The sequence below is a fragment of the Mixta calida genome (genome assembly GCF_002953215.1).
GTDB classification, from domain to species: domain Bacteria; phylum Pseudomonadota; class Gammaproteobacteria; order Enterobacterales; family Enterobacteriaceae; genus Mixta; species Mixta calida.
The window spans coordinates 3,448,566-3,473,454 of record NZ_CP026378.1 but is presented as its reverse complement, the minus strand read 5'-3'; the positions used below and the strand labels follow the sequence as shown (position 1 = coordinate 3,473,454).

Below are 24,889 nucleotides of genomic sequence, written 5' to 3'. Positions count from 1 at the left end.
GAGCCGCTTATGAGCCAGAATACGCTGAAAGTTAACGAGTTACACGAAGATGCGGAATTCGACGAGAACGGAGCTGAGATTTTCGACGAGAAGGCTCTTGTTGAAAATGACCCTGGTGATAATGAACTGGCAGAAGAAGAGTTGTTGTCACAGGGTGCGACGCAACGTGTTTTAGATGCGACGCAGCTTTACCTCGGCGAAATTGGTTATTCTCCGCTGTTGACGGCAGAGGAAGAAGTTTTCTTCGCTCGCCGCGCACTGAAAGGAGATATCCCATCTCGTCGTCGCATGATCGAAAGTAACTTACGACTGGTGGTGAAGATTGCTCGCCGTTACAGCAATCGTGGTCTGGCACTGTTGGACCTGATTGAAGAGGGTAACCTTGGCTTGATTCGTGCTGTTGAAAAATTCGACCCAGAGCGTGGGTTCCGTTTCTCAACGTACGCCACCTGGTGGATTCGTCAGACGATTGAACGGGCGATAATGAATCAAACCCGTACCATCCGCCTGCCGATTCACATCGTCAAGGAGTTGAATGTTTATCTGCGCACCGCGCGTGAACTGTCGCACAAGCTTGATCATGAGCCGAGCGCGGAAGAGATCGCCGAACAGCTGGATAAACCGGTTGATGACGTAAGCCGTATGTTGCGTCTCAACGAACGCATTACCTCAGTTGATACGCCGCTGGGCGGAGATTCTGAGAAAGCGCTGTTGGATATCCTGGCCGATGAAAAGGATAACGGCCCGGAAGACACCACGCAGGACGATGATATGAAGCAGAGCATCGTTAAGTGGTTGTTTGAACTGAATGCCAAACAGCGTGAAGTACTGGCTCGTCGTTTCGGCCTGTTAGGTTACGAAGCGGCAACGCTTGAGGATGTGGGCCGCGAAATCGGTCTGACCCGTGAGCGTGTGCGTCAGATTCAGGTTGAAGGTCTGCGTCGTCTGCGTGAAATTCTGCAGGCGCAGGGCCTGAGTATCGAAGCGCTGTTCCGCGAGTAATAGCGTTTGAAGAACAGGTAATGCGAAAAGCGGTGGTCCGTGACCACCGCTTTTTTATTGCCTGCGATAAAGCCTCAGTATGTAATGCACCCATTTAGTTGGACTTTCAAACTGGAAAGTCCTATGCCCGGACGTAAATATACCCTCAAGAACGCCTTGAAGTCGTTATGCACTATCTTGTTAGCGATGAAGGCTATCGATTAACTTCAGCCCGTTTCAACATACTCAGAATCCAGGTGAGAATCTGGGTTGCAGCCTATGATGCTTATGGAGAAGAGGGATTAAGGCTCAGAGATAAGGGCGTATCAATTGATCCTGAGATCAGAATTGAAGCTGTAAAAGCCGTGCTTTCCGGTCAGATATCCCAGACTCAGGCCGCGACTAAATTCAATGTTGCAGGTGCATCATCTGTGGCCAAATGGCTAAAAGTGTACAAAGAGCATGGTGAAGAAGGGCTTCGCTCACTCAAGGTAGGCACAAAAAGGGTATCTTACATGGCTGAACACCCTGAACTTATTGAAGCCGCAGAGGAAAGATCGAAAGAACAACGGATTCATGAACTTGAAAGGAAAGTCAAACGTCTTGAATTACGGATAGTTTATCTACAAAAGCTGAAAGCCTTAGTTCGGTAAGAGATAAGGTTTGCGTTGTCGACGAATTAAGACAGCATTATTCCCCTGACCAGCTGCTGAGTATTGCCCGGATACCCAGGAGCACGTTTACTATCACCTCAGGGCGCTCCGGTCTCCGGGTAAATACGATGAAATAAATTGTCGAATCAGCGAGATATATGATGAAAACCAGGGCCGCTATGGCTATCGACGGGTAACGCTGGCGCTCAGAAGAGAGGGGGAGTAATCAACCATAAGGTGGTTCAACGCCTGATGAACGGCCTTGACCTAAAAGCAGCTATCAAAGTAAAGCGCTACACCTCCTGGCGTGGCGAACGTGGATGTACTGCTGACAACCTCCTGCAACGAAACTTCAAAGCCAGCCGGCCCAATGAAAAATGGGTAACAGACGTCACGGAGTTCGCTGTCAACGGCCGCAAACTCTATCTTTCTCCCATCATCAATCTCTTCAATAACGAAGTGATTTCCTACAGTATTTCAGAACGCCCGACAATGCCGATGATTGATGACATGTTGATTAAGGCATTCGCCAGAATGGACGCAAACAGCACGCCAGTTCTTCACTCAGATCAGGGCTGGCAATACCGGCATCGATGGTATCAGTATCAGTTACGGAAGTTTGGGGTTCTGCAAAGTATGTCCCGCAAAGGAAACTGTATGGATAATGCCTGTGCGGAATGCTTTTTCGGGACGTTAAAATCAGAATGCTTTTACATCCGTAAATTCAACGATGTCGACGAACTGAAGGTCGTTCTTGAGGATTATATTCATTACTACAACGCCCGCCGAATCAGTCTTAAATTTAACGGACTCAGCCCGGTTGAATATCGCCTGAAAACCTACCCGCTACGGATTTGATGTGGTGATTTTCATCAAAGAAGCACCATAAAGAAAATGATGATAAGGCTTAATCAGCTTGCGCAGGATTTTTACATTTTTGATGATAGTGTTAAGAATGTCATCCAGTTCTCAAGCCTGAACAACGTCTGAAATGAATGGGGAATATGTCCGCTATGAGCGAAAAGCGGACGTTTCGCTCATAGCGACTGAAGCTACTATTACATTAAACATAACACCCTGTTGCAAATCATGGCCCATACGCTTATAAAATCAGAAACCTATATGGAAATAAGGGCAACATGAACATCTCAATCAGAAAATTACTGCCGCTTGAGTGGGATCATGCTTACAGTCTGATTTCACAGCTGCGCAATATTACCAAAGAGAAATTCATCAAAAGCGTCAGAATTCAGACCATGAACGGTTATGAACTTGTTGGCGCATTTGGCGATGAGAAAATGCTTGGCCTGATGGGCTTCCGTCCCGTTCATACCCTGGCCAGGGGGTCACATCTCCATATTGATGATTTGGTCGTGAATGAGTCATCAAGAAGCATGGGAATAGGGAAAAAACTGCTGGATTTTGCCACCACTGAATCAGAAAGCAGGGATATGAACTTCGTGGTTCTCGATGCCCGACCGCAGGCGATACCATTTTATGAGCGTAATGGTTTTGTGGCTCACACTTCACCTTCAATGAAAAAGCCTCTCAGATAAAACCAGAAAGCCTATGTCCGGGCATTTTCCAGCGTTGCTACCAATGATGCCCGGACCTCTCTTGTTTTCAGGAATCTACTGGTTTGTAGGAAAGAATCCCAACAACGCCACCACCACCATCCTTTGGATGATTAATCCCATCCATAACCTGGACATTAATGAAATCAAAATCTTACTGGATAACGGTAAGCGCATGGTTCGCTACGTCTGCTTCTGATACAAAGAAGCCTTATACGGACGGACTGTCCGCTTCGAGCGAATAGCGGACGTTTGCAGATGTTTTGCAAGCAGCTGGGGGCTGTGCTGACGTAGTTGCGTATTAATTAACAGGGAGCAGATCAGTATCTCGAACCATGGGAATAAGTCAATGATCTATAATCCCTCTTTTTTATCATATGAGGGATATAGAAGTTTGAAACGAAGCGTATAAATAATAAGCTAACGGGCCTTGAAATTTACTTTTCTTTTTTCTGAGCTTGCTCCACATTTCAAGCATTTATATAAGTGATGGGTATCGGTTGAACCATCTGAAAACCAAGAATGTTGCTTACCATGGACGCGTTCTGAATGGCAGCGCATACAACGTTGCTTGACGTTACAATAGTCATCAACATCAATATCAACATATTGTTCGTGTTTTTCACCCTCTTGTTCTATACCGCACTTGAGGCATTTTTTAACGGTCACGCATTTGTATTCGAATTTATACTCTGCATTTCCAAACTGATGTTTTTCAGTCTTGATAGTCTCATGGCAATCAGGGCATACCTTTGAATATTTGCAAGTTTCGCCCTCAATTACTTTGTAACTACCACCGTGAATACCAATGGTGCATTTAGCTTTTAGTGCCGCATTTTTGATACTATCCCACAAACCCATACGCCATCCTTTTTCCGAGTCTTTTAATGTCAATGTTTTATATCTTACCTATATGGTTTTTTTGTTTAAAACCATACACTTATCAAGATCATTTGAGGTGCCTCAGCATCATTCATCGGCATCAATAAAGTAAAACTTTAAAATTATTGACTTGCTCCCCCGGTTGATAAAGATTCCCTGCTGTTAGCAACGTCCGCTTCTGGCACAAAGCGGACCGAAATCAGGTTAATGTCCTTTACGGGAATTTACTTCCTCATTAACTTCGTGCAAGAAGAAAAAGCCTTTGATACAGGCTGCTTTACGGTCAGCATAACTAAATCAATATAATTAGCTTCAAATGCCTTAGCTGAGTGCCATCCATTCGCAATCGCAGCTACAAGACAGAATGAGCACGCGAGTTCAGGTTGCCGCCAGGCCTGTTTTACGTAACCGGCTCACGCTCAATACCACTGATGCCGCAGAAGCGACGACAGCAATCCACAGAGCATAATGGACAGCCTGTAGTTCATTTATTGCCAGCAGTGCCCCCATGACAGCAGCACCGAGGCATTGACCGAACGTCCGGACGATAGACAATACGCCTGATGCGTAGCTGGCATAGTCGCGGGATACGTTAGAGAGCATCTCCCGGTTGTTAGGGCTTTGGAAACAACCAAATCCGATGCCGCACCACAGGCTACGTAAACAGATATCCCATGCCGTAGGGCTGGCGGGTAGCGTGGCCAGCAAAATCAAACCCACAACAAAAAGAGCTAACCCAACGGTAGAAATCAGAGGCGCTGAAAATATGTCGGCCCAACGGCCTGCATGAGGAGCTATCAACACAATGCCGATCGGCCATGGCGTAAAGAGTAACGCCGAAACTACAGGGCTGTAGCCATACACGCTCTGAAACAGAAATGGCAGCGCAATAAAGGTAATTCCCTGGCTCACAAAACAGGCTAGCGAAGTTAAAGCGGCCAAGGTAAAGCGTCCATTTTTGAAAATTACGGGTGGTAATAAAGGATGTGTTACCCGGCGGATCTGCCAGATAAATGTTATGGCGCTGAGCATCGCGAGCAGACTCCAGTTGATAGCCTCGACACTGATGTGATGGTCTGAGGAGAAGCTGTTTGCCGCCATCACCATTGAGCCTAAAAGTATTGCAGAAAGCACAGCTCCTGGCGTATCGAACGGCGTTCTATCGGACGCCGGTTTTCGTGGCAGCGACCTGAATACCAGCAACAGGGAAACGGTGCCAGGGAGCACGTTTATGGCGAACAACCATTTCCAGCTCATTATGTCCAGCACTGTGCCGCCAAGCACAGGCGCTATGGCCGAGCTTGAAGCAATAAGCAGGGCATGTAGTCCAAGAATACGGCCAAGCAATCGGCCGGGGAAAACAGAACGCAGTATCGCCGGGGCAATGCTCAGGGTAGCTGAGCCGCCGATCCCTTGCATAATGCGCATTCCGATGAGCATCTCTGGGGTACTGGCCAGCGCACAACCCAGTGAAGTGAGCGTAAAGACGGTAAGGCCTGAAAGAAACACTGGCCGGTAACCGACGCGTACTGCCAGCGCAGCGAAGATAGCCAACGTCATGGCGGCGGAGAGCAGGTAACCGTTGGCGAACCAGACCGAGACATTCGCCGGTACCTGCATCGCTTTTGCCATGGATGGCAGGGCGATGTTGATCATCGTGCCGTCAAACACGCCCATCAGCGTCGTGGTCATCACGGCGGCCATGACGCATGCACGCTCTTGTCCCGGCAGGCCTTCATCGCCCGGTTGATTTGAAAATAACGTTGTCATCTTTATGCCTGTGAAAGGAGGGATACGAAAACTATAATCAGCAGCGAGTCAAGGCGGAAGATGCAGCATTTGCACTGTATAATTGCATTCGACGCCATATCTGAATTCTTAGTAGGAACCAATATGTCCGACCCTGATTTTAACTTGCTTGTCGCGCTCGACTTTTTGCTGGCAGAAGCCAGCGTTGCGGGGGCAGCTCGACGCTTAAACCTGAGTACCTCAGCGATGAGCCGCACACTCAGCAGGCTACGTGAAGTGACGGGGGATCCAATTCTGGTGCGAGCAGGACGTAACATGGTGCTCACCCCTTGGGCTGAAGCAACCCGGGATCGTGCCAGAAGCGCGGTCTATGAGGCGAGGGCAGTACTTCAGCCCTCATCCGGGATGCTCAAGGTGGAAAACCTCGAACGGCTGTTCACCATCAGGGCCAATGATGGTTTTGTCGTGGCATTTGGCCCACTGCTCATTGCCGCCGTAGCCGAAGCGGCCCCAGGTATTTGCATACGCTTTGCACCGAAACCTGAAAAAACGTCTCGTTATCTTCGAGAGGGTTTAGTTGACCTAGAGATTGGCGTCCAGAGCAATATGGGGCCAGAAATTCGGGTGCAGAGACTCTTTCAGGATCGCTTTATTGGAGCGGTGCGCAAGGAGCATCCGCTGGCATCACAGCCGGGAATAAGCGTTGAAGATTATATTGCCTGGGGACATGTGGTGGCGTCACCCGACGGGGTGTTACATGGTTTTGTCGATGATGCCCTGGCGGCATTAGGCGTCACGCGCAAAGTGGTGAGTGTGGTTCCAGGCTTTCCGACTGCGTTATCCGTCGCACTGGCCTCCGACCTTATCGCCATGGTTCCCGCGCTGTACTTGCGCAACCAACGAATGACAGAAAATTTACATGTCTTTGAATTGCCATTCAAAACCCGGAACATTGTGGTGTCGCAGATGTGGCACCCAAGAATGGAAAAGGATCCCGGGCACCGCTGGCTTAGAGAGAAAATTTTAGAGGTGTGTCGGGTACGGTAACGTATTACGTCCCATATCAACTAAGTAAATTGCACTGTTATCACGGGAGTTTTAAGGCACACGGGACTGTCTTCGGCACGCGTTGTTGAGACTATGCGGCTGGAGTTTGCCAGAAGTAAAATTGAAAGTTATCAATGTCCGCCTCTGGCACAAAGCGGATATTACTGTTTTCAAGATTCTTTCTGCCGTCAGTTAGCCCAGTCTTCCAGAACCAGCCCAGGCACATGCTCAAACTCTCGCACGTTGTTCGTCACCAGTACGGCGCCGGCGGCGATGGCATGCCCGGCAATCGCCGTGTCGTTCGGACCGATTGGCGTCCCGGCCGCAGTCAGCGCGGCCTTAATCTCTGTGGTTGCGTCCACCGCGGCGCGATCCCAGGAGAGGATTGCATCGAGACGGGCGCAGAAAGCTTCGACGAGCAAGCCATGGCGGGGAGATGCCTTCTTTCCGATCGCACCGAAACGCATCTCGGCATAGGTGATGGCCGAAACCACGATACGATGATTGCGCAGTACTGCCTGTTCCAGCCGTTTAATGACAGCTTCCGGCTGCTCACGCATGATGAAGGAGCAAATGTTGGTGTCCAGCATATAGGTCTTGATCACAGGTCAAACCGTCCTTCATCGCTGACGACGTCCCCACGCTCGGCCATAAAGTCTGAATCGGCTTTTTCGAGCTGAGTAAACGAACCCCATGTTGGGCGAACGGGACGAAGGATAATGCTGTCACCTTCCCGGATGATCTCCAGTTCGCTCACTCCCTCAAAATCCAGGTCTCGGGGCAGACGGATAGCGCGATTATTGCCGTTTTTGAATATTGATACGGTTCTCATAGTATTTCTCCTGACCAACTGGTTTTAGCATATCCCAAGTATATGCAGATGTTTGGCATATGTATAGATGCGACTTCTTCGGAGTGATAAAAGTGCACATGCGATACCTGCAAAAATGCTCTACATACCTCAATTAATCTTTTCTTCACCTAAGATCTGAATAACCAGAACCGGATCTTACTCAATTGACTGGTGCATTACAGGTTGTTGTAGAAACAGAGAAACAGGGAAGCGCATGGAGTAAGAGCAGCAGAATGGATAATTTGGCTGTGGAAGAGTTTATTTAGCTTTTGCAGGAAACAAAAAAGAGTCCATGGAATACATGGACTCTTTCTCTAATGCCTCGATTATTCTGTCCAACTTTTGGAGGGCAGTACAGTAGCAGCGCCGCCGCTGGGTGAGGACTCTCGCTGGACAGATTCTCGTTAACGCGCCATTAAAAGCGCCGTATGTAAACGGCGCTTCGTCAACTCCGCTTTAAACGCGTTGCCACAACCGCAGGGTTTCCCTCCGCAGGGAAGACGCCGCCTCTCCGACCCAACATTACAGCAGCGATTTCAGTCGATAGATCCACTCCAGCGCCTGACGCGGCGAAAGCGTATCAGGGTCCAGCGCCTCCAGCGCTTCGACAGCCGGCGAGGTTTCTTCCACCAGCAGCGGCAGTTGCGGGCCATCGGCGTTGCTTGCCGCTGCCGAGCCTGACAGCGCTTCCAGCTCTTTCAATTTCTGACGCGCCCGCTTGATCACCTCTTTCGGCACGCCGGCCAGCGCGGCCACCGCCAGGCCGTAGCTTTTGCTGGCCGCGCCTTCCTGCACGCTGTGCATAAAGGCGATGGTATCGCCATGCTCTACCGCGTCCAGATGCACATTGGCGACGCCTTCCATTTTTTCCGCCAGCGTGGTCAGTTCAAAATAGTGCGTGGCGAACAGCGTCATCGCTTTAATACGGCTGGCGAGACTTTCCGCGCAGGCCCAGGCGAGCGAAAGGCCGTCATAGGTGGAGGTGCCGCGCCCGATTTCATCCATCAACACCAGGCTATGCTCTGTAGCGTTGTGCAGGATATTAGCGGTTTCGGTCATCTCCACCATAAAGGTCGAACGGCCGGAGGCGAGATCGTCCGCCGCGCCGACGCGGGTGAAAATGCGATCGACCGGACCAATGGTCGCCTGCTCCGCGGGCACGAAGCTGCCGATACAGGCCAGCAGCACAATCAGCGCCGTCTGTCGCATATAGGTGCTTTTACCGCCCATGTTCGGGCCGGTAATCACCAGCATGCGGCGCTGCGGGGAAAGCGCCAGCGGGTTAGCGATAAACGGCTCTTTCAACACCTGCTCCACCACCGGGTGACGCCCGCCGGTGAGCTTAATGCCCGGTTTGTCGCTTAAGGTCGGGCGCGTATAGTTTAAGGTCCAGGCGCGCTCCGCCAGGTTGGTCAATACGTCCAGCTCGGCCAGTGCCGCGGCGCTTTGCAGCAGCGCATCCAGATGCGGCAGCAGCAGATCGAACAGCTCGTCATAAAGCGCCTTTTCCAGCGCCAGCGCCTTGCCTTTCGAGGTGAGAACTTTGTCCTCATACTCTTTAAGTTCCGGGATGATGTAGCGTTCAGCGTTTTTCAGCGTCTGACGACGCACGTAATGCATTGGCACCAGATGACTTTGTCCACGGCTGACCTGAATGTAATAGCCGTGAACCGCGTTGAAGCCAACCTTCAAGGTATCCAGCCCCAGCTTTTCACGCTCACGTATTTCCAGCCGGTCGAGATAGTCGGTCGCGCCGTCCGCCAGCGCGCGCCACTCGTCAAGTTCAGCGTTATAGCCGGGAGCGATAACGCCGCCATCGCGCACCAGCACCGGCGGCGCTTCGATAATCGCCCGTTCCAGCAGCTCGCGCAGTTCGTCAAATTGTCCCATCTGCTGACGCAGCGCGGGCAGATGGCCGGCCTCGACGCCTTCCAGCTGCGCATTCAGTTCCGGCAGCTGCTGAAAAGCATGACGCATACGCGCCAGATCGCGCGGACGTGCGGTGCGCAGCGCCAGACGCGCAAGAATACGCTCCAGATCGCCCACCTGACGCAGCACCGGCTGCAGCTCGCCGCTCAGATCCTGTAGCGCGGCGATGCTTTCCTGCCGCTGAACGATTACGCGGCTGTCACGAACCGGCGTATGCAGCCAGCGTTTCAGCATACGGCTGCCCATCGGCGTGACGGTTTTATCCAGCACCGCCGCCAGGGTATTGTCCACGCCGCCCGCCAGGTTTTGCGTAATCTCCAGATTACGTCGGGTGGCGGCGTCCATAATGATGCTGTCCTGCTGACGTTCCATGGTCAGGGAGCGGATATGGGGCAGGGAGGTGCGCTGCGTATCTTTTACATACTGCAACAGGCAGCCTGCCGCGCGCAGCGCCAGATGCGCATTTTCGACACCGAAGCCGGTTAAATCACGCGTGCCGAACTGGAGGTTAAGCTGCTGACGCGCGGTATCCAGCTCATATTCCCACAGCGGGCGGCGGCGCATGCCGCGACGGTTTTCAATCAGATCCATCGCGGCGAAATCTTCAGGATAGAGCAGCTCTGCGGGATTGGTGCGTTGCAGTTCAGCGGCCATCGCCTCGCGGTCGGCAGGCTCTGTAATGCGGAAGCGGCCGGAGCTGATATCCAGCGTGGCGTAGCCGAAGCCGCGCGAATCCTGCCAGATAGCCGCCAGCAGGTTATCCTGACGCTCGTTCAGCAACGCTTCATCGCTGATGGTGCCAGGCGTCACGATGCGTACGACTTTGCGCTCGACCGGACCTTTACTCAGGGCCGGATCGCCGATCTGTTCGCAAAGCGCTACCGACTCGCCCAGCTGTACCAGCCTGGCCAGATAGTTTTCTACGGCATGATAAGGCACGCCCGCCATCGGTATGGGTTCACCGGCGGAGGCGCCGCGTTTTGTCAGGGAGATATCGAGCAGCTGCGAGGCGCGTTTCGCGTCATCATAAAACAGCTCGTAGAAATCCCCCATGCGGTAGAACAGCAGGATGTCAGGATGCTGCGCCTTCAGCCGAAGGTATTGCTGCATCATTGGCGTGTGGTTACCAATATCCATATCTGTTGATCCTTTTGCGGTCATGTCACTCAACTTGCGTGTTCCTGTTGATATCAGCGGCGGTCTGGGTATTAAGGCGGATCCTATCGTTAATGCATCTAAAGCGCTACCCGACCTTAACAGGCGCAGCGCTGGAGAGGGAGCGTTACCCCATTTCCGCTCATGCTTTTTCGGCGCGGCTCGCAAAACATCGCGGGCGGCAACGCTTCAATAACGTATCGTGCATAAGAAAGGCTATCCACATCAAAATTAAGGTTATAGAATGGCCGCCTTTTTTGTTTACCCGCCAGGGTACTTATTGATGAGGTTGTAATGCAGACTTTACCTTCTTGCCCCGAATGCCATTCCGAATATACCTGGCAGGATGGCGACGCGCTGAACTGCCCTGAGTGCGGCCATATCTGGTCTCAACAAGCGATGGATGCTGCGCAGGATGAAGGATTGGTGGTGCGCGACGTCAACGGCACCCAACTCGCGGATGGCGATAGCGTCACGGTGGTTAAGGATCTTAAAGTAAAAGGCAGCTCTTCCGCGTTGAAGATCGGCACTAAAGTGAAAGGGATCCGCCTGGTGGAAGGCGATCACAATATCGATTGCAAGATCGACGGCTTTGGCCCAATGAAGCTGAAATCCGAATTCGTGAAAAAGAGCTAAGCCTCAGCGGACGATAACGCATCCGCGCATAAAGCGGCGCAGCGTTAGCCGCTTCGCCGCTTTACGGATGTTAGCTGAACAGCATATCAATGGCGTCGCACTGCGCTTCATTCAAGGCGCCGCCGCTATTGCGCGACAGCGGCGTCATATAGCCAAATTTACGTGACACCGCCGTTTTGATGGCGCTAACGAAATCATCGCCAACGCTGTAAATCGCCATCAGTTTGCCGATGCGCTGCTGAAACTGGCTAAGCGCGGCAAGATCGCCTGCGCGCCAGGCGTGCATCGCTTCGGCAAACATGGCAGGCACCAGATTATTCAGTCCGCAGATGACGCCAGCCCCGCCCGCCAGCAGATTGGGCAGCAGATATTCATCGTAGCCGGAGAGCACAGCGAAGTCGTCACGCACTTTTTTCGTCTCTTCGATTAATGAACGGTTATGGGAAAGACAGTCCGTCGTATCCTTTATGCCGATGAAGCGAGGCAGTTCCGCAGCCAGCTCCGCCACCAGCGCGGCGTCCAAATCGCAGCCGGTGCGCGCCGGGAAATTATAGGCGAACCACTTGCCGCCCAGCTCGCTGTCCAGCTGGCGGTAATAACTTAACAGCTGCCGGCGGGTTTGCCCGTAATACCATGGCGGTAATACCATCACGGCGTCATAGCCGCTTTCCCACGCCAGATGCGCCAGCTCCACCATATCGGCGCGGCAGGTGCTGGAGACATTCGCCACCATACTTAAACGCGACATCCGGCGCGCTTCACGCAGCAGCAGCTTGCGCTCCTCCTGTGACAGGGACGCGAATTCGCCAATGCTGCCCATTAACAACAACGTATCGATTCCAGAGGCGTCCAGACGGGCGAAATGCTGCCCCAGCGCGTCAAAATCGATGCGGTTATCCTGCGTAAAAGGCGTAACCGAAGGGCACCAGACGCCGGAAAATTCAGGTTGCGATCCCATACTCATTCTCCCAATGAAAATGAAACATTGTTTTAACTTAATCGCCTTTACGGGCTGATGTCACAGCGAGCAGCACAATAATCCAACCGCGATCGCAATTTTCATCTTTAATTATTACGCGCCTGAGCGATCCGTAGCGACAGCACGCGCATTACCCTGTTTCGTCGGGAACCTGTTTTCCGGCAGTAAGAATAAATAGTCTGACCGCCTTGCTAAACTGCCCGCAGCCCTCATATATCGCAGGAACCCGCCTCGCAAAAGCACAATTTCATCTGCGGTAAAACGTGAAAACGGTACGCTTTGCGCCAGGTTTATTGCTAACGTTACTGATATCGCTAACAAGGATGGAATGATGACTGACGATCGGCTTAATGAATTAAGCATCCTTACCGGGCAGCTATTGCTGCGGCATCACGCGACGGTAACGACCGCTGAATCCTGTACCGGCGGCTGGATTGCCAAAGTGTTGACCGACGTGCCCGGCAGCTCCGCCTGGTTTGAACGCGCGTTTATCACCTACAGTAATGAGGCGAAGCAGCAGATGGTGGGCGTCGCCGAAACCAGCCTGCAACAGTGGGGCGCGGTCAGCGAACAGGTGGTAAAAGAGATGGCCGCCGGCGCGTTAAAAGAGGCTAACGCCGACTTCGCCATTGCGGTCAGTGGCATCGCCGGACCGGATGGTGGCAGCGCCGACAAACCGGTGGGCACAGTCTGGTTCGGCTTCGCCACAAGCGCCGGTCAGCGGGTGGCGAAACGCCATATTTTTCAGGGAGATCGCGATGCAGTGCGGCGGCAAACCGTGGCGCTGGCGCTGCAAACGCTGCATGATGATTTTCTCAAAAATTTGACTTGATACTGTATGATTATACAGTATAATTACTCTCCAACGAACGAGAGCATTGTCCACTCCGGTGGCGTGCTTTACCCCTGCATGATTAGGAGTAAAAATGGCTATTGACGAAAACAAGCAAAAGGCTCTGGCTGCAGCGCTGGGCCAAATTGAGAAGCAATTTGGTAAAGGCTCCATCATGCGCCTGGGTGAAGACCGCTCAATGGATGTGGAAACCATCTCGACCGGTTCACTTTCGCTTGATATCGCCCTTGGCGCTGGCGGCCTGCCGATGGGCCGTATTGTTGAGATTTACGGGCCAGAGTCTTCGGGTAAAACCACGCTGACTCTGCAGGTGATCGCCGCCGCGCAGCGTAAAGGCAAAACCTGTGCCTTTATCGACGCTGAACATGCGCTCGATCCGGTTTACGCCAAGAAACTGGGCGTTGATATCGATAACCTGCTCTGTTCTCAGCCGGATACCGGTGAGCAGGCGCTGGAAATCTGTGACGCGCTGGCGCGCTCGGGCGCGGTTGACGTGATCATCGTCGACTCCGTTGCGGCGTTGACGCCGAAAGCGGAAATCGAAGGTGAGATCGGTGACTCCCATATGGGTCTGGCCGCGCGTATGATGAGCCAGGCGATGCGTAAACTGGCGGGTAACCTGAAGCAGTCCAATACGCTGCTGATCTTTATCAACCAGATTCGTATGAAGATTGGTGTGATGTTCGGTAACCCGGAAACCACTACCGGTGGTAACGCGTTGAAGTTCTACGCATCTGTGCGTCTTGATATCCGCCGCATTGGCGCGATTAAAGAGGGCGACAACGTCGTCGGCAGCGAAACCCGCGTTAAAGTGGTGAAAAACAAAATCGCCGCGCCGTTTAAACAGGCGGAATTCCAGATCATGTATGGTGAAGGGATTAACGTCTATGGCGAACTGGTCGATCTGGGCGTGAAGCACAAGCTGATCGAAAAAGCAGGTGCCTGGTATAGCTACAATGGCGATAAAATCGGCCAGGGTAAAGCGAACGCCAGCAACTACCTGAAAGAGAACAGCGCCATCGCTAACGAGATTGAACAGAAGCTGCGCGATATGCTGCTGAACAACCCGACAGAAGAAGGCAAAGCGAATGTTTCGGCGGAAGATTATGAAGACGCCGCCAGCGAAACGAACGAAGACTTCTGATTAATACCCCGGTCAGCCCAGCTGGCCGGGGTTTTTTACGCTAAACACGCTAATTCTTTGTATCCTCCATCAATTCTCGTTACCCTCGCGTTTTATCCCAAATCTTATCTTTCAACCCTGACGGAAACGTAATGACTGACAAGCCCGCAAAACCGGTTACTTTTGCTCGCCTGCTGGATCGTGCCACGCGTATTCTGGCGATGCGCGATCACAGCGAAGCGGAGTTTCGTCGCAAAATCATGCAGACAGCCGCGCGCGCGGCGCTGCGCAATGAAGAGCAGGCTGAAGAGATCCCTGCGGAGCTGCTGGAGCAACTCGTCGCCTGGTGTTATGAACATCAGTGGCTGGACGATGTGCGTTTCGCCCAGCGTTTTGTCGTCAGCCGCAGCCGTAAAGGGTATGGCCCGCAGCGCATCCGCATGGAACTGACGCAAAAAGGCATTGGCCGCGAGCTGGCGGAAACCGCGCTGGCCGAAGCTGAGATTGACTGGTCTGCGCAGGCTTTCGACGTGGCGGAGCGTAAATTTGGCCTGCCGTTGCCGACAGAATGGAAAGAAAAGGCCAGGGTGCAACGCTATTTACAGGCGAAAGGCTTTTTTATGGAAGATATCCAGTCGATTTTCCGAAATTATAGTGATTGAATCGCGATGGGATTTTACTTCGCACTGAAGAAAATTTATCTTATTCCCACTTTTTGTTGGTAACTCTTCACGCAGCCGTGTGGAACGCCCGCCCGGTGCAAAGGGAAGAACCTTCGTTAGCGTATTCCAGGATATTTATGAGCAAGAGTACTGCTGAGATCCGTCAAACGTTTCTCGATTTTTTCCATAGCAAGGGACATCAGGTTGTTGCCAGCAGCTCCCTCGTACCTAATAACGACCCGACGTTACTGTTTACCAACGCCGGGATGAACCAGTTTAAAGATGTTTTTCTGGGGCAGGACAAGCGCAGCTACTCGCGTGCCACTACTTCCCAGCGCTGCGTACGCGCCGGCGGTAAACATAATGACCTGGAAAACGTCGGCTATACCGCGCGCCACCACACCTTCTTTGAAATGCTGGGCAATTTCAGCTTCGGCGACTATTTCAAAAAAGAGGCTATCGCCTTCGCATGGGAACTGCTGACCTCGGCGGCATGGTTTAACCTGCCGAAAGAGCGTCTGTGGGTGACCGTCTATGCGACCGATGACGAGGCGTATGATATCTGGGCCAACGATATCGGCGTGCCGCACGAACGCATTATTCGCATCGGCGACAATAAAGGCAGCGCTTACGCGTCAGATAACTTCTGGCAGATGGGCGATACCGGCCCCTGTGGTCCGTGCAGCGAAATTTTCTACGATCACGGCGACCATATTTACGGCGGCCCGCCGGGCAGCCCGGAAGAAGACGGCGATCGCTACATTGAGATCTGGAATATCGTTTTCATGCAGTTCAACCGCCAGCCTGACGGCACCATGCTGCCGCTGCCGAAGCCGTCGGTGGATACTGGCATGGGTCTGGAGCGTATCTCCGCCGTGCTGCAGCATGTGAACTCCAACTATGAAATCGACCTGTTCCAGAAGCTAATTAAAGCCGTGGCGGACGTGACCGGCGCGACCGACTTAAGCAACAAATCGCTGCGCGTGATCGCTGACCATATCCGCTCCTGCGCCTTCCTGATCGCAGACGGCGTGATCCCTTCCAATGAAAATCGGGGTTACGTGCTGCGTCGCATTATTCGTCGCGCGGTGCGTCACGGCAACATGCTGGGCGCGAAAGGCAGCTTCTTCTATAAGCTGGTCGGCCCGCTCATTGAAGTCATGGGCAGCGCCGGTGAAGATCTGCAACGTCAACAGGCACAGGTTGAGCAGATTCTGAAAAGCGAAGAGGAGCAGTTCGCCAAAACGCTGGAACGCGGGCTGGCGCTGTTGGATGAAGAGCTGGCTAACCTGCAGGGCGATACGCTGGATGGCGAAACGGTTTTCCGGCTGTATGACACCTTCGGCTTCCCGGCAGATCTGACGGCGGACGTTTGCCGTGAGCGTAATCTGAAAATCGACGAGCAGGGCTTTGAAAAGGCGATGGAGCAGCAGCGTCAGCGCGCTCGCGAAGCCAGCGGCTTCGGCGCCGACTACAGCAATGTTATTAGCATCGATTCCGCTTCGGCGTTTAAAGGTTATGACAACCTGGCGCTGAAGGCGGCGATCGCCGCCATTTACGTCAACGGTCAGCCCGCCGAAGAGATCACCGCCGGTCAGGAAGGGGTGATTGTACTGGATGAAACGCCGTTCTATGGCGAATCGGGCGGCCAGGTCGGCGATACCGGCGTGCTGAAAGGCATGAATGCCGAGTTCAGCGTCAGCGACACGCAGAAATATGGTCAGGCTATCGGACATATCGGCAAGCTCACGGCCGGTCATCTGCGCGTTGGCGATCGTCTGGATGCGCAGGTTGATGAAGCGCGCCGCGCACGCATTCGCCTGAATCACTCCGCCACGCACCTGCTGCATGCGGCGCTGCGTCAGGTATTGGGCGATCATGTCGCGCAAAAAGGCTCGCTGGTTAACGATAAATACCTGCGTTTCGATTTCTCCCATGCGGAAGCAATGAAGCCGCAGGAGATCCGCCAGGTCGAGGATATCGTCAACGCGCAAATTCGCCGCAACCTGCCTGTCGAGACCAATATCATGGATCTCGAAGAGGCGAGGGCGAAGGGCGCGATGGCGCTGTTCGGCGAGAAATATGACGCGCGCGTGCGCGTGCTGAGCATGGGCGATTTCTCTACCGAGCTCTGCGGCGGCACGCACGCCAGCCGTACCGGCGATATCGGCCTGTTCCGCATCACCTCTGAATCCGGCACCGCCGCAGGCGTGCGTCGCATCGAAGCGATTACCGGCGAAGCGGCGCTGGCGCAGGTGAATGCGCAAGCTGAACAGCTGCAGGATCTCGCGCAGCTGGTGAAAGCCAACAGCAGCAACCTGAATGAAAAAGTGCGCGCCGTGCTGGAACATACGCGCGCGCTGGAAAAAGAGCTGCAGCAGTTGAAAGATCAGCAGGCGGCTCAGGAGAGCGCCTCGTTGAGCAGCAAAGCCGTTGAAATCGGCGGCGTTAAACTGCTGGTCAGCGAGCTGAGCAATGTCGAACCGAAGCTGTTGCGCACCATGGTTGATGATTTGAAAAATCAGCTGGGTTCAGCGGTTATCGTGCTGGCTACCGTGGCGGATGGGAAGGTCTCCCTGATCGCCGGCGTAACCAAAGATCTTACCGATCGCGTGAAAGCAGGCGAACTGGTTGGCGCGGTCGCGCAGCAGGTCGGCGGCAAGGGCGGCGGTCGCCCGGATATGGCCCAGGCGGGCGGCACCGACGCTCAGGCGCTGCCTGCGGCGTTGGCCAGCGTCGAATCCTGGGTTGTCTCCAGACTGTAAGAAATAAAAAAGCAGTGCGGAAAGCGCCGCGGATTACCTCCGCTGGCGCTTTTTAATGCAATCCGTACTCTGTAATAACAAAGTCAGGTTGCGGGTAATGATTTCGGCTAAACTAACTATCAGCAGAATGTATTGGCGTGACAAGATGCTTTGATGTATTTGTCATCATCTACGTTTAGCGCTATATGATGGATAATGCCGGGGACCCGACAGGCCCGACTCTTTTAATCTTTCAAGGAGCAAAGAATGCTTATTCTAACTCGTCGAGTTGGTGAAACCCTCATGATTGGCGATGAGGTGACGGTAACGGTACTGGGCGTCAAAGGTAACCAGGTACGTATCGGCGTGAACGCGCCGAAAGAAGTCTCAGTACACCGTGAAGAAATCTATCAGCGCATTCAGGCTGAAAAGAGCCAGCCTCAGTAAGAAAGCTATACAGAATCGCGCGCCTCGCTTCTTTGCAGTGAGGCGCAATGCTTTTTCCCGCCCGATCTTTTCTCTCCCTTTTTACGTCAGTTTGTGAACTCTCCCCGGTTTCTCTGTTGATTAATCACTCTTTTTGTCGGCAAAACATGCAAATTGCGTGGCTTTTGTGCAAACGAAAATTTGTTGGGAAAAATTGTTTGACTTATAAGTCCGGGAAAGTAATATGTGCGCCACGCAGTGCCGATGAGCGGAAACAAAGTTCAGCAGCACAGTTCGCAAGAACGCGTAAGGTGAGGTGGCCGAGAGGCTGAAGGCGCTCCCCTGCTAAGGGAGTATGCGGTCAAAAGCTGCATCGAGGGTTCGAATCCCTCCCTCACCGCCATTTATTGAGATGCATCCGTAGCTCAGCTGGATAGAGTACTCGGCTACGAACCGAGCGGTCGGAGGTTCGAATCCTCCCGGATGCACCATCTCAGAGAGTGTGAAGTAAATCGATACAGTGTTAGCAGTCTGTGTCACGGTGAGTTGTTAGCACCCTGCGTTATACAAGAATTTGTAATGCATCCGTAGCTCAGCTGGATAGAGTACTCGGCTACGAACCGAGCGGTCGGAGGTTCGAATCCTCCCGGATGCACCATCTTCTCAGAAGGATTAAGGTTCTTCCCCGGTATATCTTCAGGCAGTTGCAGTTCCCCCTTGTTTTTCCGATGCATCCGTAGCTCAGCTGGATAGAGTACTCGGCTACGAACCGAGCGGTCGGAGGTTCGAATCCTCCCGGATGCACCATCTTCTCTACCCACCTGTTTTTTTATCTTCCTGATTATTTCTCTTTGTTCTCCGGTTTAGTTTTCTCCGTTATCCCGTTTATTGCCCCGTTTATATCTTTGTCGTTATCGCCTGTTTTGATCGCCCGCCAGCATTCCCTGTGTGCCGCTAACTCTCTGACCTTTTTCTGATTCCTGAATTCTTCAATAGATTCAAAGCATTTGCTGTTCATTGCTACCGGCGACAATCCGCACACTTTACGTTAAAGTAAAGGTGCGTTTATTCATTGCCGGGAGAAGGTATGTACGATCGTTATGACGGACTGATTTTCGATATGGACGGTACTATTCTGGATACCGAACAGACGCATCGTCAGGCGTGGGCGCACGTGCTGGGGCGCTATGGCCTGTCGTTTGACGAGCAGGCGATGATCGGCCTCAACGGTTCGCCAACCTGGCGCGTGGCGCAGTTTATCATTGACGGCCATCAGGCCGATCTCGATCCCCACCAGCTGGCGGCGGAGAAAACCGCAGCGGTTAAAACCATGCTGTTCGACAGCGTGCGCCCGCTGCCGCTGATTGAGGTGGTCAAAGCGTATCATGGCCGCACGCCTATGGCGCTCGGCACCGGCAGTGAACGCGCCATGGCCGAGGCGTTATTACAGCATTTACAGCTGCGTCACTATTTCGACGCGATCGTCGGCGCAGATGATGTGAAACGCCATAAGCCCGAACCTGATACTTTTCTGCAGTGCGCCGCGCTGATGGGCGTGCCGCCGCAAAAATGCGTGGTGTTTGAAGATGCCGATTTCGGCCTTCTGGCCGCGCGCGCCGCCGGCATGGATGCGGTGGATGTCCGTTTATTGTGAATGACCTCCTGGGATACGGCTCGTTATTCACCAGCAGTTTTTTGAGCGCTACGCTGCTTCCGGGCAGCTCTGAATTATTGTTGGTTACGCTGTTACTGGCCGGGAAGATGCCGGCATTAGGGTTGGTTTTTGTCGCAGCCGTGGGGAATACGCTCGGCGGATTAACAAACGTGGTTATTGGTCGCCTGCTGCCGCAAAAGCAGGGGCGATGGCATGACACAGCAATGGCGTGGTTGCGTCGGTTGGGTCCTGCAGCACTGCTGTTCAGCTGGCTACCGCTGATTGGCGATGTGTTGTGCGTTCTGGCCGGTTGGTTGCGTTTCTCATGGCTACCGGTAGTGCTGTTTCTGACTATCGGGAAAACCCTGCGTTACGTGGTGGTCGCGACTGCAACTTTACAGGGCATGGCGTGGTGGCATTGATTCACATGGAATCGGGGCTACGGTTAACATTATGCTGAACAAAAATAAATTATTCTCTGAGCGGGAGGTCACTTTGATCCCGGACGTATCACAGGCGCTTTCCTGGCTGGAAGCTCACCCTGACGCCCTGAAAGGTATTGGTCGCGGCATTGAGCGTGAAACACTGCGCGTCAGGCCCGACGGCAAGCTGGCTACTACCGGCCATCCATCGCATTTTGGCGCGGCGCTGACCCATAAATGGATCACCACTGACTTTGCTGAATCGCTGCTGGAATTCATCACGCCCGTCGATCGGGATATCGATCATTTACTCGCTTTTCTGCGCGATATTCATCGTCACGTAGCGCGCGAATTGGGCGAGGAGCGTATGTGGCCCTTCAGTATGCCCTGCGTGATTGAAAACAGCGATGATATCCAGCTGGCGCAGTATGGCAGCTCGAATATCGGCCGCATGAAGACGCTCTACCGCGAAGGATTGAAAAACCGCTACGGCGCGCTGATGCAGACCATCTCCGGCGTGCATTACAACTTCTCGCTGCCGCTCTCTTTCTGGCAGGCCTGGGCGGGCGTGAAAGATGCGGAAAGCGGCAAAGAGGCGATTTCTGCCGGCTATTTGCGTCTGATCCGCAACTACTATCGCTTCGGCTGGGTGATCCCTTATCTGTTCGGCGCTTCGCCGGCGGTCTGTTCGACCTTCCTGCAAGGCAATGAGAGCAGTCTGCCCTTCGAGCGCAGCGAGCGCGGCATGCTCTGGCTGCCGTACGCAACCTCGCTGCGCCTGAGCGATTTAGGCTACACCAATAAATCGCAAAGCAGTCTGGGCATCACCTTCAACACGCTGGACGGCTATGTCCAGGCGCTGAAAAACGCCATCAAAACGCCATCTGAAGAGTACGCGCGTTTGGGCGTGAAGGATGAAGAGGGCCGCTGGCTGCAGCTGAATACCAACGTGCTGCAAATCGAAAACGAGCTGTACGCGCCGATTCGTCCTAAACGCGTGACCCGCTCCGGCGAAGCGCCCTCTGATGCGCTGGCGCGCGGCGGCATTGAATATATTGAAGTTCGTTCGCTTGATATCAATCCTTTCTCGCCGATAGGCGTCGATGAGACGCAGGTGCGCTTCCTCGATCTCTTCCTGATTTGGTGTACCCTTGCGGATGCGCCGGAGATGAGCAGCGCTGAGCTGCAGTGCGCGCGCAAGAACTGGAACCGCGTTATTCTTGAAGGACGTAAGCCCGATCAGACGATCGCTATGGGCTGTGAAGATGCGCATCTGCCGCTGACGGAAGTGGGCAAAGCGCTGTTCGCCGACCTCAGCCGCGTGGCGGAGGTGCTCGATCGACAGTCTGACGGCACGGAATATCAGGAAGTGTGCGATCGTCTGGTCGCCTGTTTTGACGATCCTGCGCTAACCTATTCCGCACGTATTCTGCAGGCGATGCTGGATAACGGCATCAGCGGCACCGGCCTGGCGCTTTCAGAGCAGTATCGTCAGATGCTGACGGAAGAACCGTTAGAAGTGCTGAAGCCGGAAGATTTTACTCAGGAAGCGCTACGCTCGCGCAATGCGCAACAGGCGCTGGAAGCGGCGGATACGCTCAGCTTCGAAGCGTTTCTGGCGGGTAAAAAGGGCTAGAAAAGAAAAAGGCCACATCAATGTGGCCAAATTAACATCTCTGTTGTCAGGGATGATGATAACAAATGCGCGTCTTTCATATATTCAGACGCACGGCGAAGACAAAAGTTTCATCGTTCACAAAAAAATTTTTAGCTGAGGTAACAATATGCCATTGCTGGACAGTTTTACCGTCGACCATACGCGTATGGCCGCACCGGCGGTACGCGTAGCAAAAACTATGAATACGCCCCATGGCGATACCATCACTGTATTCGATCTGCGCTTCTGCGTGCCGAATAAAGAAGTGATGCCTGAGCGCGGCATCCATACGCTGGAACATCTGTTCGCAGGCTTTATGCGTAACCACCTGAACGGCGACGGCGTGGAAATTATCGATATCTCTCCGATGGGCTGCCGCACCGGTTTCTACATGAGTTTGATCGGCACGCCGGCGGAACAGCGCGTGGCGGACGCCTGGAAAGCGGCGATGAATGATGTGCTGAAAGTGCAGGAACAGAACCAGATCCCGGAACTGAACGAATATCAGTGCGGCACTTACCAGATGCATTCGCTGGACGAGGCGAAAGATATCGCTCGTCACATCATCGAGCATGATGTGCGCGTCAATCACAACGACGAGCTGGCGCTGCCGAAAGATAAGTTGAAAGAGCTGGAAATTCACTGAGTGTGAAGCTAAAAAAGGCCGCGAGAGCGGCCTTTTTTATTGGGCGGGCATCAGGAATTGACGGTGGATTTCAGCGGTTGCTGCGGCGTAATCCGCACCTGTTTCACCATATTGTCCTGCACATCGAGAATGTCGACATCGTAGTTTTCTACCTGAATGCGCGTGCCGGCCTGCGGAATCTCTTCCAGTTCCTCCAGCAGCATGCCGTTAATGGTGCGCGCCTCTTCCTGCGGCAGATGCCAGTTAAAGGCTTTATTAATTTCGCGCACGTTGGCGCTGCCTTCAATCAGCACCGAGCCGTCGCTCTGCGGCATGACCTCTTCCGCCAGAGAAGGGGACATCGAGGTGGTAAAGTCGCCGACGATCTCTTCCAGAATATCCTCGATGGTGACCAGACCTTTGATATCGCCATACTCATCCACCACCAGGCCGACTTTCTTCTTGTTGCGCTGAAACTTCACCAGCTGCACGTTGAGCGGCGTGCCTTCCGGCACAAAGTAGATTTCATCCGCGGCGCGCAGCAGGTTCTCTTTAGTGAACTCTTTCTTCTCGGTCATCATGCGCCAGGCTTCGCGCACGCGTAGCATCGCCACCGCGTCGTCCAGCGAATCGCGGAACAGCACGATCCGGCCGTGAGGCGAATGAGAGACCTGACGCTCGATAGATTTCCAGTCATCGTTGATGTTGATGCCAACGATCTCATTGCGCGGCACCATGATGTCATCAACGTTGACCTTCTCTAAATCAAGCACCGAGAGCAACATATCCTGATGGCGACGCGACATCAGTGAACGCGACTCGTAGACGATGGTGCGCAGCTCATCCTTGCTTAGCGCGGCGCTGATCGCCCCGTCGGACTTAATGCCGACCATGCGCATCAGCAGGCGCGTAATGGTGTTCAGCAGCCACACCAGCGGCATCATCACGATCTGCAGCGGGCCCAGCAGCAGACTGCTGGGATAGGCGACCTTCTCCGGGTAGAGCGCAGCCACGGTTTTCGGCAATACTTCGGCGAAAATCAGCACGGCGAAAGTCAATATGCCGGTGGCGATAGCAACGCCCGCATCGCCATACATACGCATGCCGACGATAGTGGCCAGCGCGGAGGCGAGAATGTTGACCAGGTTGTTGCCGATTAGCACCAGACTTATCAGCCGGTCAGGACGACGCAGCAGTTTTTCAACGCGGCGCGCGGCGCGATTGCCGCTGCGCGCTTTATGGCGCAGCCGGTAGCGGTTGAGGGTCATCATGCCGGTCTCGGAGCCGGAAAAGTAGGCCGAGACCAGAATCATTACAACCAGCGTAATAATCAGTGTGGTGGTTGAAACGTGTTCCAACGCGAAATCCTTGTAATTGCCAGTCAGTGGGTAAGCAGGTGTTGTAAAACACGGCTGCCGAAGTAGGACATGGTTAAGAGCAACGCGCCGCCGCAGTTAAACCAGACAACGCGGCGACCGCGCCAGCCTTCATGATAGTGTCCCCAGAGCAGAACGACATACACAAACCACGCCAGAATCGACAGCACGGCTTTATCGACATTCTCAGGCGAGAAAAGGTTTTGCATATAAAACAGGCCGGTGCAGAGCACCAGCGTCAGCAGAACGACGCCGACCTGCGTGATATGAAACATTTTTCGCTCGATGGTCATCAGCGGCGGCATCTCGCTGCTGAACGCCAGCCGTTTGTTTTTCAGCTGGTAGTCGATCCACGCCAGCTGCAACGCATACAGCGCGGCGATAATCAGCGTGGCGTAGGCGAACAGCGCCAGGCCGATATGGATCATCATACCGGGCGTCGCTTCCAGATGCGTGATAAACGCGTTCGGCACAAAGGTGGCGAAGGCGAGATTGATCAGCGCAAAGCTGTAGACGATCGGCAGTAGCAGCCAACCGCGATTTCGCGAAGCGACGATAGTCATAATGATGCAGATCAGCAGGCTGACCAGCGAACCGATATTCAGCAGGCTGAGGTTCTGACCGCCATTGACAAAGATGCGTTGCTGCAGCGCCACCGCGTGAGCGGCCAGCGCCAGCGTCGCGGAAAGCACGGCCATGCGTCGCCAGGCGCCGTTATTCCGCAGCAGGCTGGGAACGATTAACGCAAGGCTAAATGAGTAGGCAAAGAGCGCCAGAATCGCAAAAGCAGACATAGAATGTGGTCAAGTATCGGGAAGATGAAGAAAAACGCAGTATAGCGCCAGCCTGAGTTTGCTCCAAACGTTCTCACTGTCGATTGCAGAGATCGCCAATGCTTCGTGTTATAAT

General features: G+C 53.4%; 23 protein-coding genes, 4 tRNA genes and 2 pseudogenes. 20 read left to right on the top strand and 9 right to left on the bottom strand.

Annotated elements, in window-relative coordinates; translation table 11 throughout:
- Nucleotides 1–9 precede the first annotated feature (9 nt).
- The 5 genes and pseudogenes from rpoS (at nucleotide 10) to C2E16_RS16590 (ending at nucleotide 3,190) form a co-directional block, all read left to right on the top strand.
- A complete protein-coding gene (gene rpoS, locus C2E16_RS16600; protein ID WP_038624499.1) occupies nucleotides 10–1,002 on the top strand; it encodes an RNA polymerase sigma factor RpoS in 993 nt (330 codons plus the stop codon).
- A 137-nt stretch (nucleotides 1,003–1,139) separates the two neighbouring features.
- On the top strand, nucleotides 1,140–1,634 hold the full coding sequence (locus C2E16_RS21220) for an IS3 family transposase (RefSeq protein WP_038624501.1): 495 nt from the start codon (nucleotides 1,140–1,142) through the stop codon (nucleotides 1,632–1,634).
- A 133-nt stretch (nucleotides 1,635–1,767) separates the two neighbouring features.
- Nucleotides 1,768–1,860: an IS3 family transposase gene (locus C2E16_RS21215; protein ID WP_071883737.1), complete on the top strand. Its 93-nt coding sequence runs from the start codon at nucleotides 1,768–1,770 to the stop codon at nucleotides 1,858–1,860.
- Nucleotides 1,857–2,492 (top strand): annotated as a pseudogene (locus C2E16_RS21210) (IS3 family transposase); the annotation flags it as partial. The gene C2E16_RS21215 and the pseudogene C2E16_RS21210, both read left to right, overlap by 4 nt.
- A 281-nt stretch (nucleotides 2,493–2,773) precedes the next feature.
- On the top strand, nucleotides 2,774–3,190 hold the full coding sequence (locus C2E16_RS16590) for a GNAT family N-acetyltransferase (protein WP_084970333.1): 417 nt from the start codon (nucleotides 2,774–2,776) through the stop codon (nucleotides 3,188–3,190).
- Nucleotides 3,191–3,257: 67 nt separating this feature from the next.
- Here the strand turns inward: C2E16_RS16590 and C2E16_RS21205 are convergent.
- The 3 genes and pseudogenes from C2E16_RS21205 to C2E16_RS16575 all read right to left on the bottom strand — a co-directional run.
- A pseudogene (locus C2E16_RS21205) lies at nucleotides 3,258–3,359 on the bottom strand (GFA family protein); the annotation flags it as partial.
- Between the two features lie 269 nt (nucleotides 3,360–3,628).
- Nucleotides 3,629–4,069, bottom strand: a complete 441-nt coding sequence (locus C2E16_RS20625) for a hypothetical protein (protein WP_133052060.1) — start codon at nucleotides 4,067–4,069, stop codon at nucleotides 3,629–3,631.
- Nucleotides 4,070–4,468: 399 nt separating this feature from the next.
- The gene (locus C2E16_RS16575; protein ID WP_038624508.1) at nucleotides 4,469–5,860 is read right to left on the bottom strand and encodes an MFS transporter; all 1,392 of its coding nucleotides are present in this window, start codon (nucleotides 5,858–5,860) and stop codon (nucleotides 4,469–4,471) included.
- A gap of 123 nt (nucleotides 5,861–5,983) precedes the next feature.
- Here C2E16_RS16575 and C2E16_RS16570 point away from each other — a divergent pair, with 123 nt between their 5' ends.
- Nucleotides 5,984–6,886 carry a LysR family transcriptional regulator gene (locus C2E16_RS16570; protein WP_038629895.1) on the top strand — a complete coding sequence of 301 codons (903 nt, stop codon included), beginning with the start codon at nucleotides 5,984–5,986 and terminating at the stop codon, nucleotides 6,884–6,886.
- A gap of 188 nt (nucleotides 6,887–7,074) precedes the next feature.
- Here the strand turns inward: C2E16_RS16570 and C2E16_RS16565 are convergent, their stop codons facing one another.
- From C2E16_RS16565 to mutS, 3 genes are all read right to left on the bottom strand, one after another.
- Nucleotides 7,075–7,491 (bottom strand): type II toxin-antitoxin system VapC family toxin, encoded by a 417-nt coding sequence (locus C2E16_RS16565; protein ID WP_038624510.1) that lies wholly within the window; start codon nucleotides 7,489–7,491, stop codon nucleotides 7,075–7,077.
- Nucleotides 7,488–7,718 (bottom strand): type II toxin-antitoxin system VapB family antitoxin, encoded by a 231-nt coding sequence (gene vapB, locus C2E16_RS16560; RefSeq protein WP_084970331.1) that lies wholly within the window; start codon nucleotides 7,716–7,718, stop codon nucleotides 7,488–7,490. The genes C2E16_RS16565 and vapB overlap by 4 nt, the downstream gene beginning before the upstream one ends.
- A gap of 543 nt (nucleotides 7,719–8,261) precedes the next feature.
- A complete protein-coding gene (gene mutS, locus C2E16_RS16555) occupies nucleotides 8,262–10,805 on the bottom strand; it encodes a DNA mismatch repair protein MutS (protein ID WP_084970330.1) in 2,544 nt (847 codons plus the stop codon).
- Between the two features lie 312 nt (nucleotides 10,806–11,117).
- Between mutS and C2E16_RS16550 the strand changes: the two genes are divergently transcribed.
- Nucleotides 11,118–11,459: a zinc ribbon domain-containing protein YjdM gene (locus C2E16_RS16550; protein ID WP_038624517.1), complete on the top strand. Its 342-nt coding sequence runs from the start codon at nucleotides 11,118–11,120 to the stop codon at nucleotides 11,457–11,459.
- A gap of 70 nt (nucleotides 11,460–11,529) precedes the next feature.
- Here the strand turns inward: C2E16_RS16550 and C2E16_RS16545 are convergent, their stop codons facing one another.
- A complete protein-coding gene (locus tag C2E16_RS16545) occupies nucleotides 11,530–12,417 on the bottom strand; it encodes a dihydrodipicolinate synthase family protein (RefSeq protein WP_084970329.1) in 888 nt (295 codons plus the stop codon).
- Between the two features lie 352 nt (nucleotides 12,418–12,769).
- Between C2E16_RS16545 and pncC the strand changes: the two genes are divergently transcribed.
- The 13 genes from pncC (at nucleotide 12,770) to luxS (ending at nucleotide 22,625) form a co-directional block, all read left to right on the top strand.
- Nucleotides 12,770–13,270, top strand: a complete 501-nt coding sequence (pncC, locus tag C2E16_RS16540) for a nicotinamide-nucleotide amidase (protein WP_038624521.1) — start codon at nucleotides 12,770–12,772, stop codon at nucleotides 13,268–13,270.
- Between the two features lie 94 nt (nucleotides 13,271–13,364).
- Nucleotides 13,365–14,435, top strand: a complete 1,071-nt coding sequence (recA, locus tag C2E16_RS16535) for a recombinase RecA (RefSeq protein WP_038624523.1) — start codon at nucleotides 13,365–13,367, stop codon at nucleotides 14,433–14,435.
- 131 nt (nucleotides 14,436–14,566) lie between these two features.
- Nucleotides 14,567–15,076: a regulatory protein RecX gene (locus C2E16_RS16530; RefSeq protein ID WP_038624525.1), complete on the top strand. Its 510-nt coding sequence runs from the start codon at nucleotides 14,567–14,569 to the stop codon at nucleotides 15,074–15,076.
- A 137-nt stretch (nucleotides 15,077–15,213) separates the two neighbouring features.
- Complete coding sequence (gene alaS, locus C2E16_RS16525; RefSeq protein ID WP_038624527.1) at nucleotides 15,214–17,841, top strand: alanine--tRNA ligase; 2,628 nt, start codon at nucleotides 15,214–15,216, stop codon at nucleotides 17,839–17,841.
- A 246-nt stretch (nucleotides 17,842–18,087) separates the two neighbouring features.
- Entirely contained in the window at nucleotides 18,088–18,267 is a 180-nt protein-coding gene (csrA, locus tag C2E16_RS16520) for a carbon storage regulator CsrA (protein WP_038624529.1), read from the top strand.
- Between the two features lie 289 nt (nucleotides 18,268–18,556).
- Nucleotides 18,557–18,649 (top strand) — tRNA-Ser (locus C2E16_RS16515).
- Between the two features lie 11 nt (nucleotides 18,650–18,660).
- Nucleotides 18,661–18,737: transfer RNA gene (locus C2E16_RS16510), tRNA-Arg, on the top strand.
- Between the two features lie 90 nt (nucleotides 18,738–18,827).
- Nucleotides 18,828–18,904: transfer RNA gene (locus C2E16_RS16505), tRNA-Arg, on the top strand.
- Nucleotides 18,905–18,976: 72 nt separating this feature from the next.
- Nucleotides 18,977–19,053 (top strand) — tRNA-Arg (locus C2E16_RS16500).
- 280 nt (nucleotides 19,054–19,333) lie between these two features.
- Nucleotides 19,334–19,900 (top strand): fructose-1-phosphate/6-phosphogluconate phosphatase, encoded by a 567-nt coding sequence (yqaB, locus tag C2E16_RS16495; protein ID WP_084970898.1) that lies wholly within the window; start codon nucleotides 19,334–19,336, stop codon nucleotides 19,898–19,900.
- Nucleotides 19,897–20,322, top strand: a complete 426-nt coding sequence (locus C2E16_RS16490; protein WP_038624534.1) for a YqaA family protein — start codon at nucleotides 19,897–19,899, stop codon at nucleotides 20,320–20,322. The genes yqaB and C2E16_RS16490 overlap by 4 nt, the downstream gene beginning before the upstream one ends.
- Nucleotides 20,323–20,353: 31 nt before the next feature.
- Nucleotides 20,354–21,958 carry a glutamate--cysteine ligase gene (gene gshA / locus C2E16_RS16485; protein WP_038624535.1) on the top strand — a complete coding sequence of 535 codons (1,605 nt, stop codon included), beginning with the start codon at nucleotides 20,354–20,356 and terminating at the stop codon, nucleotides 21,956–21,958.
- Between the two features lie 148 nt (nucleotides 21,959–22,106).
- A complete protein-coding gene (gene luxS / locus C2E16_RS16480; RefSeq protein WP_038624536.1) occupies nucleotides 22,107–22,625 on the top strand; it encodes an S-ribosylhomocysteine lyase in 519 nt (172 codons plus the stop codon).
- A gap of 50 nt (nucleotides 22,626–22,675) precedes the next feature.
- Here the strand turns inward: luxS and C2E16_RS16475 are convergent, their stop codons facing one another.
- Entirely contained in the window at nucleotides 22,676–23,962 is a 1,287-nt protein-coding gene (locus C2E16_RS16475; protein WP_038624537.1) for an HlyC/CorC family transporter, read from the bottom strand.
- Between the two features lie 23 nt (nucleotides 23,963–23,985).
- Nucleotides 23,986–24,774, bottom strand: coding sequence for a cytochrome C assembly family protein (locus C2E16_RS16470; RefSeq protein ID WP_038624538.1), 789 nt, complete (start codon nucleotides 24,772–24,774; stop codon nucleotides 23,986–23,988).
- Between the last annotated feature and the right edge of the window lie 115 nt (nucleotides 24,775–24,889).

Bases quoted from the DNA above. Each gene is read 5' to 3' on its own strand.
- rpoS (WP_038624499.1), top strand. From the start codon at position 10: ATGAGCCAGAATACGCTGAAAGTTAACGAGTTACACGAAGATGCGGAA.
- C2E16_RS16590 (WP_084970333.1), top strand. From the start codon at position 2,774: ATGAACATCTCAATCAGAAAATTACTGCCGCTTGAGTGGGATCATGCT.
- C2E16_RS20625 (WP_133052060.1), bottom strand. From the start codon at position 4,069: ATGGGTTTGTGGGATAGTATCAAAAATGCGGCACTAAAAGCTAAATGC.
- C2E16_RS16575 (WP_038624508.1), bottom strand. From the start codon at position 5,860: ATGACAACGTTATTTTCAAATCAACCGGGCGATGAAGGCCTGCCGGGA.
- C2E16_RS16570 (WP_038629895.1), top strand. From the start codon at position 5,984: ATGTCCGACCCTGATTTTAACTTGCTTGTCGCGCTCGACTTTTTGCTG.
- vapB (WP_084970331.1), bottom strand. From the start codon at position 7,718: ATGAGAACCGTATCAATATTCAAAAACGGCAATAATCGCGCTATCCGT.
- mutS (WP_084970330.1), bottom strand. From the start codon at position 10,805: ATGGATATTGGTAACCACACGCCAATGATGCAGCAATACCTTCGGCTG.
- C2E16_RS16550 (WP_038624517.1), top strand. From the start codon at position 11,118: ATGCAGACTTTACCTTCTTGCCCCGAATGCCATTCCGAATATACCTGG.
- C2E16_RS16545 (WP_084970329.1), bottom strand. From the start codon at position 12,417: ATGGGATCGCAACCTGAATTTTCCGGCGTCTGGTGCCCTTCGGTTACG.
- pncC (WP_038624521.1), top strand. From the start codon at position 12,770: ATGACTGACGATCGGCTTAATGAATTAAGCATCCTTACCGGGCAGCTA.
- recA (WP_038624523.1), top strand. From the start codon at position 13,365: ATGGCTATTGACGAAAACAAGCAAAAGGCTCTGGCTGCAGCGCTGGGC.
- C2E16_RS16530 (WP_038624525.1), top strand. From the start codon at position 14,567: ATGACTGACAAGCCCGCAAAACCGGTTACTTTTGCTCGCCTGCTGGAT.
- alaS (WP_038624527.1), top strand. From the start codon at position 15,214: ATGAGCAAGAGTACTGCTGAGATCCGTCAAACGTTTCTCGATTTTTTC.
- csrA (WP_038624529.1), top strand. From the start codon at position 18,088: ATGCTTATTCTAACTCGTCGAGTTGGTGAAACCCTCATGATTGGCGAT.
- yqaB (WP_084970898.1), top strand. From the start codon at position 19,334: ATGTACGATCGTTATGACGGACTGATTTTCGATATGGACGGTACTATT.
- gshA (WP_038624535.1), top strand. From the start codon at position 20,354: ATGCTGAACAAAAATAAATTATTCTCTGAGCGGGAGGTCACTTTGATC.
- luxS (WP_038624536.1), top strand. From the start codon at position 22,107: ATGCCATTGCTGGACAGTTTTACCGTCGACCATACGCGTATGGCCGCA.
- C2E16_RS16470 (WP_038624538.1), bottom strand. From the start codon at position 24,774: ATGTCTGCTTTTGCGATTCTGGCGCTCTTTGCCTACTCATTTAGCCTT.